The organism is Undibacterium pigrum, from assembly GCF_003201815.1.
Lineage (GTDB): Bacteria > Pseudomonadota > Gammaproteobacteria > Burkholderiales > Burkholderiaceae_D > Undibacterium > Undibacterium pigrum.
The window spans coordinates 991,556-1,003,501 of sequence record NZ_QJKB01000001.1 but is presented as its reverse complement, the minus strand read 5'-3'; the positions used below and the strand labels follow the sequence as shown (position 1 = coordinate 1,003,501).

Here is an 11,946-nt window from a genome sequence, read left to right as displayed (position 1 = left end):
TCGTGAACCAAGGCAGATTCCGGCGAGTGCCAGAATCTGCCCTCTTGCCTGATTAACCTACCAGGTGTTTAACGCCATCACGCTCTTCTTGTAATTCTTTGAGAGTGATGTTGATGCGTTCACGGGAGAACTCGTCGATTTCCAGACCTTGAACGATAGTGTATTCACCGTTTTCTGTTGTCACAGGGAAGCCGAACATAGTGCCTTCAGGGATGCCATAAGAGCCATCAGAAGGAATACCCATGGTAGTCCATTTGCCGTTTGTGCCCAGTACCCAGTCACGTACGTGGTCGATTGCTGCGTTTGCTGCGGAGGCAGCAGAAGACAAGCCACGCGCTTCGATAATCGCTGCGCCGCGTTTGCCAACTGTAGGCAGGAATACGTCCTTGTTCCAGACTTGATCATTGATCAGGTCTTTGACAGATGCACCATCAACTGTCGCAAAGCGATAGTCAGCATACATGGTTGGGGAGTGATTGCCCCATACGCACAGTTTTTCAACTGCAGCAACTGGTTTGCCAACTTTGGCAGCCACTTGAGACAAGGCGCGGTTGTGATCCAGACGCAGCATTGCTGTGAAGTTTTTTGCTGGCAGGGAAGGTGCCGATTTCATGGCGATGTAAGCATTGGTATTGGCTGGGTTGCCAACGACCAGAACTTTAACATTGCGGGATGCTACTGCATCCAGTGCTTTGCCTTGTACAGTGAATATCTGTGCATTGGCTTCCAGCAGATCTTTGCGTTCCATGCCTGGGCCGCGTGGACGGGCGCCAACCAGCAGGGCGACGTCGATATCTTTGAACGCTGTCATTGGATCGCTGTGAGCTGACATGCCAGCCAACAGTGGGAATGCGCAGTCGTCGATTTCCATCATTACGCCTTTCAGCGCTTTCTGGGCTTTTTCGTCAGGAATTTCCAATAATTGCAGAATCACTGGCTGGTCTTTGCCCAGCATGTCGCCATTGGCGATACGGAACAGAAGGGAATAGCCAATTTGGCCTGCGGCGCCGGTAACAGCTACGCGCATAGGGGATTTCGCCATGATGCATCTCCGAAGTGGTGTGAAAACGATGTTCAAACAATTGCAGCGACTGGTGCCGACGCTATGTAAAACACTTAATGATACCGTTGAAAGCGCTGTCAGTCAGCCAAAATCCGCTGCAAACACGTTTTCGTCCTTTACATTGAAAGCGTTCGAACTATATTGCTTGGTATGACAGCTGTGTGACAGATTGTTAGCTGGTGCTGGCCTAAATGCTGGCGCCAACTATTTGTACGGGAGTGTAGGTCGTGCAGGGCTAAGTGTCAATCAATATCTTATGTCTTATATAAGACATATCACTTAGTTTTTGTTCTGGACGTGGCGGGTAGTTTTGTGGTGAAATTGCAGTCTATGAACTCAAGCATACCAACCGCAAATAATTCGCCCGTTGCACCGACCACTCCAGGTGCTGGGGTTGGTGCTTCGTCTTTGAGTGCTTCGCCTACGTTCAGCCCATTATATCAACAGATAAAAGCGCTGATTACCCAGAGCCTGCAATCCGGTGAGTGGAAGCCGGGTGAGTTGATACCCAGTGAGATGGAATTGGCTGGCCGTTTCAAAGTCAGTCAGGGTACGGTGCGCAAAGCCATTGATGAACTGTCTGCGGAAAATCTGGTCGTGCGCAGGCAGGGGAAGGGCACTTTCGTCGCAACTCACCATGAGGCGCGTTCGCAATTTCGTTTTTTGCGGCTGGCCCCTGATGAGGGAGTGCCGCATTATCCTGAGAATCGCATTATCGAAGTCAAACGCATGCGCGCACCAGCAGAGGTGGCGCGTTTGCTGGACATTAAATCTGGTGATTCGGTCGTCTTTATCCGTCGTGTGCAGTCTTTTTCTGGTGTGCCTACCATCCTCGATGATTTGTGGTTGCCTGGTTCCATCTTCAAAGGCCTGACTGCCGAGCGTTTGAATGAATACAAGGGGCCGATGTACGGTCTGTTTGAAAGCGAATTTGGCACGCACATGATAAGAGCGTCCGAGCAAATCCGTGCGGTGTGTGCTGATGAGGCGGTTGCAGGTTTGCTGAGTGTGGATGTCGGGGTGCCTTTGCTTAATGTTGAGCGCGTTTCCTTTACGTATGGCGACAAGCCAGTAGAGCTGCGTCGTGGTTTGTATCTGACTGTGAATCACCATTACAGGAATGAATTAAGCTAAATCAATCATCTGGCGACCGGTGTGCTTGCTGTGGTTTTTTGGCGTGTCCTGACCTTGTGACGTGTGTTTGCGTGCTCTGCACCCGCAGAGCTTTAGGTTTAAGATAGCGATATTTTGTAAATTGCGCCGATTTTTGTTGGTGCAATGCACCAAAATGAGCGAAAATTGCAAGGTTTATGTACAGACTAGTTAATGGGGAGATTATTTATGTCTGAAGTAGTAAGAGCCAAGCCACGCTTTGGTGTCATGCGCTTGATAGATGCGACCGGATACCGGTTGCCGCTAGCAGGCTTCGTTTCCATCTTGCACCGGGCAAGTGGAATGCTGATGTTCCTGTTGTTGCCATTCATCCTTTATCTGCTTGATAAGAGTTTGACATCGGAAACTACATTTGCCGAATTGCAGGCATTGACATCCGGCGTTTTTGTCAAGCTGGTTATCCTGGCTTTGTCATGGGCTTATCTGCACCATTTCTGCGCTGGTATCCGTCACTTGCTCATGGATTTGCACTATGGTCTCGATAAGGATAGTGCACGTAAGTCAGCAGTGAGTGTGTTGGCGATCAGTCTTGTGCTGGCAGCATTGATAGCCTTGAAACTGTTCGGAGTATTCTAAAAATGGCAAATAATAATATTGGACCTAAGCGTCTGGTCGTGGGAGCAAGTTACGGTTTGCGTGACTGGTTGGCGCAGCGTGTTACTGCCATCGTCATGGCGCTATACACCGTTATTTTGCTGGGTCTGTTTTTGACGGGTAAAAACTTCAATCAAGCTGCCTGGGCTGGCATATTTGCCATGCAGTGGTTCAAGCTGGCGACTTTCTCTGTCGTCATCTGCCTGCTGTATCACGCCTGGGTTGGTATGCGCGATATCTGGATGGATTATGTGACGCACAATGTATTTTTGCGTCTGGTATTTCAAGTTGCCACAATTCTGTGGTTGATCGCTTGTGCTGGCTATGCTGCACAGATTTTGTGGAGAGTATAAAAGTGGCTGCAATTAAATCCACAATCCCTAGCCGCCGTTTTGACGCGGTCATCGTTGGTGCTGGCGGTTCCGGCATGCGTGCCTCGCTGCAATTGGCTGAGGCTGGCCTGAATGTCGCTGTACTGTCTAAAGTTTTCCCTACCCGTTCGCATACTGTTGCTGCGCAGGGTGGTATTGGTGCTTCTTTGGGCAATATGTCGGAAGATGGCTGGCTCTGGCATATGTTTGATACCGTTAAAGGTTCAGACTATCTGGGTGACCAGGATGCGATCGAGTTCATGTGCCGTGAAGCACCAAAAGTGGTTTATGAACTTGAGCATTTTGGTATGCCATTTGACCGTAATGCTGACGGCACGATTTATCAGCGTCCATTCGGTGGCCATACTGCCAACTACGGTGAAAAACCTGTGCAGCGTGCCTGTGCTGCTGCTGACCGTACTGGTCATGCTTTGCTGCATACTCTGTATCAGCGTAACGTCCGCGCCCGTACCCATTTCTTTGTTGAATGGATGGCGATAGACCTGATCCGTGATGCTGATGGTGATGTCCTTGGTGTGGTTGCGCTGGAAATGGAAACTGGCGAAGTCATGATGCTGGAAGCCAAGACCACGATATTTGCAACTGGCGGTGCTGGCCGTATCTGGCAAGCTTCTACCAATGCCTTCATCAATACTGGTGACGGTATGGGTATGGCGGCGCGTGTGGGCTTGCCGCTGGAAGATATGGAATTCTGGCAGTTCCATCCAACTGGCGTTGCCGGTGCGGGTGTCCTGATTACTGAAGGTGTGCGTGGTGAAGGTGGTATTCTGGTGAATAGCCAGGGCGAGCGCTTCATGGAGCGTTATGCGCCTACGCTGAAAGATCTGGCTCCACGTGACTTTGTTTCCCGCTCCATGGATCAGGAAATCAAGGAAGGTCGTGGCTGTGGTCCAAATAAAGATCACGTCATGCTGGATCTGCGTCATATTGGTGCTGACACCATTCAAAAACGCCTGCCATCGATTCTGGAAATCGCGCACAAGTTTGCCAACGTTGATGCGACCAAAGAGCCGATTCCTGTCGTTCCTACAATTCACTATCAGATGGGTGGTATCCCGACCAATATTCATGGTCAGGTTGTGGCACCTAAAAACGGTGGCAGTGAAGTCGTTAATGGTCTGTATGCAATTGGCGAGTGCGCCTGCGTATCGGTGCATGGTGCAAACCGTCTGGGTACTAACTCTCTGCTCGATTTGCTGGTGTTTGGCCGTGCGGCTGGTAATCACGTAGTTGCAAGTAATCTGAAGGCGCGTAGCAATAAAGATTTGCCTGCTGATGCGGCTGATCTGGCACTGTCACGTTTGGCCAAGCTGGAAACCAGTACCGGTTCCGAGCGCGTACAAGACGTTGCCAATGCCATCCGCGGCACTATGCAGCAATACTGCGGCGTGTTCCGTACTGATGAATTGCTGCAAACCGGCTACAAGAAAATTATGGAGCTTGATGAGCGTCGCAAGCATGTTTCTTTCAAAGATAAATCCAAGGTCTTCAATACTGCACGTGTAGAAGCACTGGAACTGGATAATCTGATCGAAACAGCCAAGGCAACGATCACATCCGCTGCCGCCCGTAAAGAATCCCGTGGCGCACATGCGCACCGTGATTACGAACAGCGCGACGACGTGAACTGGATGAAGCATACCTTGTGGTATTCCGAAGGCAATCGCCTCGACTACAAGCCAGTCGTGACCAAACCACTGACTGTAGAAACCTTCAAGCCTAAAGCCCGTACATTCTAAAGAGATACCGATATGGCACGTACACTGAAATTTAAAATCTATCGCTACGATCCGGACAAGGATGCCAAGCCTTACATGCAAGACCTGACCGTCGAGCTGCAAGACACTGACAAGATGTTGCTGGATGCATTGCAACGTATTAAATCTGACGTTGATGACTCACTGGCGCTGCGCCGCTCATGCCGTGAAGGTGTGTGTGGTTCTGATGCGATGAACATCAATGGCAAGAATGGCCTGGCATGTACCACCAATCTGAATGAATTGAGCGAGCCTATCGTCTTGCGTCCTTTGCCTGGCTTGCCAGTGATCCGCGATCTGATCGTGGATATGACGCAATTCTTCAAGCAATACAATTCCATCAAGCCTTACCTGATGAATGATTCCATTCCTCCGGAAAAAGAGCGCCTGCAGACGCCTGCTGAGCGTGAAGAGCTTGATGGTCTGTATGAGTGCATTCTGTGTGCATGTTGCTCTACATCCTGCCCATCTTTCTGGTGGAATCCGGATAAATTCGTTGGTCCCGCAGGTTTGTTGCAGGCTTATCGCTTTATTGCTGATTCTCGTGATGAAGCAACTGGAGCACGCCTCGACAACCTGGAAGATCCATACCGTTTGTTCCGTTGCCACACCATCATGAATTGTGTGGACGTCTGTCCTAAAGGTCTGAATCCTACCCGTGCTATCGGTAAGATTAAAGAGCTGATGGTCCGTCGCGCGGTTTAAGTTGTTTTTGGCGATGCCCTGTTATTTTTTGACGGGCATCGCTGCTATTTCATGCGGTTTTCCAGGCAAGCTGAGAGCCGCATGAAATAGTCAGTATGGAAGAAAATTAAATATGTCTGAGTCACAAGCTATATCCCATCAAAGCGACCCGATAAAGCGGGCCAGGCTGCGGTGGCGGGCACGGCGTGGTTTGCTGGAAAACGATCTGATCTTGACGCGTTTTCTGGATGCCAATGAAGAATCCCTGACAGATGAGGAAGTGGATGCCTTCAGCCGCCTGATGGAATTGCCAGACAATACTTTAATGGATCTGATCTTGGCCAAGACCAAACCGGAAGCCGAAGTCGATCTGCCTCATGTCCATGCTTTATTGCTGCGCCTGCAAGCGGCGTAAGTCAATTTGATTTTTTGTGTTTTTTTGATTAACGACTCACCTCTTATCTGAAGGAAGAGCCATGACAAATTCTGAAACAAAAGCCACGCTATCATTCTCCGATGGCTCACCAGCCCTGGAAATGCCAATTTACAAGGGTTCGATTGGTCCTGATGTCATCGACATCCGTAAATTGTATGGTTCTACCGGCATGTTCACCTATGATCCAGGTTTCATGTCCACGGCAGCCTGTAATTCTTCCATCACCTATATCGACGGCGACAAGGGTGAATTGCTGTATCGCGGTTATCCTATCGAGCAACTGGCTGTCAATGGCGGTGATTTCCTGGAAACCTGCTATCTGTTGTTGAATGGCGAATTGCCAAACGCAGATCAAAAGAAAGAATTTGTAGCGACTGTCACCAATCACACCATGGTGCATGAGCAAATGCAATTCTTCTTCCGCGGCTTCCGCCGTGATGCCCATCCTATGTCGGTACTGGTAGGTACGGTTGGTGCACTGGCATCTTTCTACCATGATTCGTTGGATATCAATGATCCGCATCACCGTGAAGTGTCAGCTATCCGCCTGATCGCCAAAATGCCTACACTGGTAGCGATGGCCTATAAATATTCTATCGGCCAGCCTTTCGTGTATCCACGTAATGACTTGTCGTACAGCGCGAACTTCATGCACATGATGTTCTCTACGCCATGTGAGCCATACAAAACCAATGAAGTACTGGTGCGCGCCCTGGATCGTATCCTGATCCTGCACGCAGATCACGAGCAAAATGCCTCTACATCAACAGTGCGTCTGGCCGGTTCCTCTGGTGCCAATCCATTTGCCTGTATCGCTGCTGGTATCGCCTGCCTGTGGGGTCCTGCTCACGGTGGTGCGAATGAAGCAGCATTGAGCATGCTGGAAGAAATCGGCAGCGTTGACAATATTCCTGAGTTCATCGCTCAGGTTAAAGACAAGAACTCTGGCGTCAAGCTGATGGGCTTTGGTCACCGTGTTTATAAAAACTATGACCCACGCGCCAAGCTGATGCGTGAAACCTGTTATGAAGTGCTGCAAGAACTGGGTCTGCAAGATGATCCACTGTTCAAGCTGGCCATGGCACTGGAAAAAATCGCGCTGGAAGACGAATACTTCGTCAGCCGCAAGCTCTATCCTAACGTCGATTTCTACTCTGGTATCGTACAACGTGCACTGGGTATTCCAACAGCATTGTTCACCGGTATCTTTGCTTTGGCACGTACAGTAGGCTGGATCGCTCAATGGAAAGAAATGATTTCTGATCCAGAGCAAAAAATCGGTCGCCCACGTCAGTTGTTTGTTGGCTCAGCCAAACGTGATGTACCAGCTATAGACAAGCGTTAATTAAGCGTTCATTCGAACGTGAAGTTAAAACGTTAATCTTTAGTTATTTTATGTTGTTGTAAAAAGCGAGTCTTTACGACTCGCTTTTTTTTTCTTCAGTAATTATGCTATGCTTCGCCACGAAAGTGATTTTTAGGAATAACTTTCGCGATCTAATCAAAAAACATATTTAAATGACATGCTTTTTGATTTGGTCACGAGGATAGATTGAATTAAGCCCTTCCCCACAACTTGATGTGCAATCCGCTAACCGGTCAGGCCGTGTCGCGGAAGGTTAGATTAACCCGCTAATCTCGCGAAACGCGAAGAAAGGTGAGCAAGATGATGCAACAATATAACGCTAACTCGTACTTGTTCGGCGGCAATGCGCCGTATGTAGAAGAACTGTATGAAGCGTACCTGAATAATCCCGGTTCTGTTCCTGACAACTGGCGCGCATATTTCGACGCCATGCAAAACGTGCCTGCAGTCGATGGCTCCTCCAAGCCAGACGTTGCCCACGCACCTGTTATTGCATCGTTTGCCGAACGTGCCAAACAAGGCCCGATACGCACAGTCAATGCGACTGCTGATGCTGAGATGGGACGCAAACGCGTCGCCGCCCAGCAACTGATCGCTGCCTATCGCTTTCTTGGTAGCCACTGGGCCAATCTGGACCCGCTGCAACGCCAGGAACGTCCTAGCATTCCAGAACTGGAGCCAAGTTTCTATGGTTTTACCGATGCCGATATGGACATACAGTTCAATATCAGCAATACCTATTTCGGTCCAGAAACTGCATCATTGCGCGACCTGCTGAATGCCCTGCGTGACACTTATTGCCGTTCCATCGGTGCTGAGTTCATGTACATCAGTGACCCTACAGAAAAGCGCTGGTTGCAACAAAAGCTGGAGGCAATTCGCTCCACACCATCTTTCTCTCCTGAAAAGAAAAAACACATCCTTGACCGCCTGACTGCGGCTGAAGGCCTGGAACGCTATCTGCATACCAAATATGTTGGTCAGAAGCGCTTCTCCCTGGAAGGCGGCGAAAGCTTTATCGCTTCCATGGATGAGACTATCCAGCGCGCCGGTGAGCGCGGTGTCGAAGAAATCGTTATCGGTATGGCCCATCGTGGTCGTCTGAACGTACTGGTCAATACCCTGGGCAAAATGCCTCAGGATCTGTTTGCTGAATTTGAAGGCAAACACGGTGACGACTTGCCAGCTGGCGACGTTAAATACCATCAGGGCTTCTCGTCTGATATTTCTACACCAGGCGGCCCTGTTCACTTGTCCCTGGCGTTCAATCCTTCTCATCTGGAAATCGTTAATCCAGTGGTTGAAGGTTCTGTCAAAGCACGTATGGATCGTCGCGGCGACAAAGACGGCTCACAAGTCTTGCCTATCCTGGTACACGGCGACGCTGCGTTTGCAGGGCAGGGCGTAGTCATGGAAACCCTGAACCTGGCGCAAACACGCGGCTACGGTACAGGTGGTACTGTGCATATCGTCATCAATAACCAGATCGGTTTCACGACTTCTGATCCACGCGATTCACGTTCTACCCTGTATTGCTCCGACGTTGTCAAAATGATCGAAGCACCGGTACTGCACGTCAATGCAGATGATCCTGAAGCAGTAGTCCTGGCGACTCAGATCGCTCTGGATTACCGTATGGAATTCAAGAAAGACGTCGTCGTTGACATCATCTGCTACCGCAAACTTGGTCATAATGAGCAAGATACACCCGCTCTGACTCAGCCTTTGATGTACAAGAAGATTGCTCAGCACCCAGGCACACGCCGTATGTATGCTGACAAACTGGCTGCACAAGGCACTATCCCTGCGGATGGCGGCGATCAAATGATCAAGGCCTACCGTGATGCCATGGATGCTGGCAAGCATACCCATGATCCGGTAATCTCCAATTTCAAAAACAAATACGCTGTTGACTGGATTCCTTTCCTCAACCGTAAATGGACAGATGCAGCTGACACAGCCGTACCGTCAACTGAATTGAAGCGTCTGGCGGAACGTATTACTACTGTACCTGAAGGCTTCAAGCCACATAGCCTGGTCGAAAAAGTACTGGGCGACCGTGCAGCCATGGGTCGTGGCGACATGAACCTGGACTGGGGCATGGGCGAGCATCTGGCATACGCATCTCTGGTTTCTTCAGGTTATGCTATCCGTTTGACAGGTCAGGATGCAGGTCGCGGTACTTTCGTTCACCGTCACGCTGTTTTGCATGATCAAAACCGTGAACGCTGGGATGCTGGTACTTATATCCCTCTGCAAAACATTTCTGACAAGCAGGCACCATTTACTGTTATCGATTCTGTTTTGTCTGAAGAAGCGGTACTGGGCTTTGAATACGGTTACTCCACCGCTGAACCAAATACACTGACTATCTGGGAAGCGCAATTCGGCGATTTCGCCAATGGTGCTCAGGTTGTTATTGATCAGTTCATCAGCTCTGGTGAAGTGAAATGGGGCCGCGCATCTGGTCTGGTCATGATGCTGCCGCATGGTTATGAAGGTCAGGGTCCGGAGCATTCATCTGCTCGCCCAGAACGTTTCCTGCAACTGTGTGCTGACAATAATATGCAAGTGGTTCAGCCTACTTCTGCGTCCCAGATTTTCCATCTGTTGCGTCGTCAGATGATACGCATGTTCCGCAAGCCTCTGGTCATCATGACACCGAAGTCCTTGCTGCGTAACAAGGATGCAGGTTCACCTTTGTCCGATCTGGCCAAAGGCAGCTTCCAGACAGTGATTGGTGAAGTTGACGAGAAGATTGATGCCAAGAAGGTCAAGCGCGTTATCGCTTGCTCAGGCAAAGTGTACTACGACCTGGTCAATGCCCGTAAAGAGCGCGGTCAGTCAGATACGGCAATTGTCCGTGTTGAACAACTGTATCCTTTCCCGCATAAGAGTTTTGTTGCTGAACTGAAAAAATTCCCGAACATGACGGAATTGGTCTGGGCACAAGATGAGCCGCAAAATCAGGGACCATGGTTCCAGATCCAGCACAATATTTTTGAAAGCCTGGAAGAAGGTCAAAAACTTGCTTATGCAGGTCGTCCAGCCAGTGCATCGCCAGCTGTCGGTTACTATGACAAGCACTATGCACAACAAAAAGCATTGCTGGAAACGGCATTTTCCAAACTCAAAGGCTTTGTCCTGACCAAATAATGACGCGATGCGACATCAGAAGCTGATGTCGCATTTGGCTACCCGAATCGGAGAGTAAAAAATGGCAATTATCGAAGTAAAAGTTCCTCAGTTATCTGAGTCCGTCGCAGAAGCAACCCTGTTGTCCTGGCATAAAAAAGTTGGCCAGGAAGTCGGCCGCGACGAAAACCTGATCGACGTAGAAACAGACAAGGTCGTACTGGAACTGCCAGCACCTGACGCTGGCGTGATCACACAAATCATCAAGGGCGATGGCAGTACGGTCGTTGCTGGCGAAGTCATCGCGATTATCGATACTGATGCATCTGCAAAAGTAAGCCCGATGGAAGTATCTGCTGCTCCAGTAGCAGTTGCCGCTGCCACATCTGCACCTGCTGATGCAAAGTCTTCTGCTGGCGTAGCGATGCCAGCAGCAGCAAAAATCCTGTCAGAAAACAGCCTGACTGCAGCACAAGTTGACGGTTCCGGCAAAGATGGCCGTGTTACCAAAGGTGATGCACTGGCAGCAGTAGCCGCCAAACCTGCTGCAGCACCAGTAGTTGCTCCTCTGGCTGCTCCTGCAGCTGGCAAGCCAGCACTGCAACAAGTCGCTGCTCCAACGATCGCCAGCCTGGGTGACCGTCCAGAAGAGCGCGTACCGATGAGCCGTTTGCGTGCCCGTATCGCTGAACGTCTGGTGCAATCTCAATCGACTAACGCAATTCTGACAACTTTCAACGAAGTCAACATGGCACCCGTCATGGACTTGCGTAACAAGTACAAAGACAAGTTTGAAAAGGAACATGGCGTGAAACTGGGTTTCATGTCCTTCTTCGTTAAAGCTGCCGTTGCTGCATTGAAAAAATATCCTATCATCAACGCTTCTGTTGACGGTAACGACATCGTCTACCACGGTTATTTCGACATCGGTATCGCTGTTGGTTCTCCACGCGGCCTGGTAGTACCTATCCTGCGCAATGCGGACCAAATGACGATTGCTGAAATCGAGAAGAAAATCGGCGAATTCGGTGCCAAGGCAAAAGACGGCAAACTGACACTGGATGATTTGTCTGGCGGTACTTTCTCCATCTCGAATGGCGGTACTTTCGGTTCCATGTTATCTACGCCTATCATCAACCCACCACAATCCGCAATTTTGGGCGTGCATGCGACCAAGGACCGTGCTGTAGTTGAAAATGGTCAGATCGTGATCCGTCCTATGAACTACCTGGCTATGTCTTATGACCATCGTATCATTGACGGTCGTGAAGCAGTTCTGGGTCTGGTGGCAATGAAAGACGCGCTGGAAGATCCAGCCCGCCTGTTGCTTGATCTGTAATTCAGGT

The 11,946-nt window shown here is 49.8% G+C and carries 10 protein-coding genes; 9 read left to right on the top strand and 1 reads right to left on the bottom strand.

The features are described from left to right. Nucleotides 1–52: 52 nt before the first annotated feature. A complete protein-coding gene (locus tag DFR42_RS04390) occupies nucleotides 53–1,042 on the bottom strand; it encodes a malate dehydrogenase (RefSeq protein ID WP_110253699.1) in 990 nt (329 codons plus the stop codon). A gap of 351 nt (nucleotides 1,043–1,393) precedes the next feature. Here DFR42_RS04390 and DFR42_RS04385 point away from each other — a divergent pair, with 351 nt between their 5' ends. From DFR42_RS04385 to odhB, 9 genes are all read left to right on the top strand, one after another. Continuing rightward, nucleotides 1,394–2,197 (top strand): GntR family transcriptional regulator, encoded by an 804-nt coding sequence (locus DFR42_RS04385; RefSeq protein WP_110253698.1) that lies wholly within the window; start codon nucleotides 1,394–1,396, stop codon nucleotides 2,195–2,197. A gap of 207 nt (nucleotides 2,198–2,404) precedes the next feature. Next, nucleotides 2,405–2,812 carry a succinate dehydrogenase, cytochrome b556 subunit gene (gene sdhC / locus DFR42_RS04380; RefSeq protein ID WP_110253697.1) on the top strand — a complete coding sequence of 136 codons (408 nt, stop codon included), beginning with the start codon at nucleotides 2,405–2,407 and terminating at the stop codon, nucleotides 2,810–2,812. 2 nt (nucleotides 2,813–2,814) lie between these two features. After that, entirely contained in the window at nucleotides 2,815–3,183 is a 369-nt protein-coding gene (sdhD, locus tag DFR42_RS04375) for a succinate dehydrogenase, hydrophobic membrane anchor protein (RefSeq protein ID WP_110253696.1), read from the top strand. Between the two features lie 2 nt (nucleotides 3,184–3,185). Then, on the top strand, nucleotides 3,186–4,961 hold the full coding sequence (gene sdhA / locus DFR42_RS04370) for a succinate dehydrogenase flavoprotein subunit (RefSeq protein ID WP_110253695.1): 1,776 nt from the start codon (nucleotides 3,186–3,188) through the stop codon (nucleotides 4,959–4,961). 12 nt (nucleotides 4,962–4,973) lie between these two features. Next, nucleotides 4,974–5,684 carry a succinate dehydrogenase iron-sulfur subunit gene (locus tag DFR42_RS04365; protein WP_110253694.1) on the top strand — a complete coding sequence of 237 codons (711 nt, stop codon included), beginning with the start codon at nucleotides 4,974–4,976 and terminating at the stop codon, nucleotides 5,682–5,684. Between the two features lie 112 nt (nucleotides 5,685–5,796). Continuing rightward, nucleotides 5,797–6,078 carry an FAD assembly factor SdhE gene (locus tag DFR42_RS04360; RefSeq protein ID WP_110253693.1) on the top strand — a complete coding sequence of 94 codons (282 nt, stop codon included), beginning with the start codon at nucleotides 5,797–5,799 and terminating at the stop codon, nucleotides 6,076–6,078. A 61-nt stretch (nucleotides 6,079–6,139) separates the two neighbouring features. Continuing rightward, nucleotides 6,140–7,444 carry a citrate synthase gene (gene gltA, locus DFR42_RS04355; protein WP_110253692.1) on the top strand — a complete coding sequence of 435 codons (1,305 nt, stop codon included), beginning with the start codon at nucleotides 6,140–6,142 and terminating at the stop codon, nucleotides 7,442–7,444. A gap of 321 nt (nucleotides 7,445–7,765) precedes the next feature. After that, nucleotides 7,766–10,621 (top strand): 2-oxoglutarate dehydrogenase E1 component, encoded by a 2,856-nt coding sequence (locus DFR42_RS04350; RefSeq protein ID WP_110253691.1) that lies wholly within the window; start codon nucleotides 7,766–7,768, stop codon nucleotides 10,619–10,621. Between the two features lie 61 nt (nucleotides 10,622–10,682). After that, nucleotides 10,683–11,939 carry a 2-oxoglutarate dehydrogenase complex dihydrolipoyllysine-residue succinyltransferase gene (odhB, locus tag DFR42_RS04345; RefSeq protein WP_110253690.1) on the top strand — a complete coding sequence of 419 codons (1,257 nt, stop codon included), beginning with the start codon at nucleotides 10,683–10,685 and terminating at the stop codon, nucleotides 11,937–11,939. The last annotated feature ends 7 nt before the right edge of the window (nucleotides 11,940–11,946 follow it).

Bases quoted from the DNA above. Each gene is read 5' to 3' on its own strand.
- DFR42_RS04390 (WP_110253699.1), bottom strand. From the start codon at position 1,042: ATGGCGAAATCCCCTATGCGCGTAGCTGTTACCGGCGCCGCAGGCCAA.
- DFR42_RS04385 (WP_110253698.1), top strand. From the start codon at position 1,394: ATGAACTCAAGCATACCAACCGCAAATAATTCGCCCGTTGCACCGACC.
- sdhC (WP_110253697.1), top strand. From the start codon at position 2,405: ATGTCTGAAGTAGTAAGAGCCAAGCCACGCTTTGGTGTCATGCGCTTG.
- sdhD (WP_110253696.1), top strand. From the start codon at position 2,815: ATGGCAAATAATAATATTGGACCTAAGCGTCTGGTCGTGGGAGCAAGT.
- DFR42_RS04365 (WP_110253694.1), top strand. From the start codon at position 4,974: ATGGCACGTACACTGAAATTTAAAATCTATCGCTACGATCCGGACAAG.
- DFR42_RS04360 (WP_110253693.1), top strand. From the start codon at position 5,797: ATGTCTGAGTCACAAGCTATATCCCATCAAAGCGACCCGATAAAGCGG.
- gltA (WP_110253692.1), top strand. From the start codon at position 6,140: ATGACAAATTCTGAAACAAAAGCCACGCTATCATTCTCCGATGGCTCA.
- DFR42_RS04350 (WP_110253691.1), top strand. From the start codon at position 7,766: ATGATGCAACAATATAACGCTAACTCGTACTTGTTCGGCGGCAATGCG.
- odhB (WP_110253690.1), top strand. From the start codon at position 10,683: ATGGCAATTATCGAAGTAAAAGTTCCTCAGTTATCTGAGTCCGTCGCA.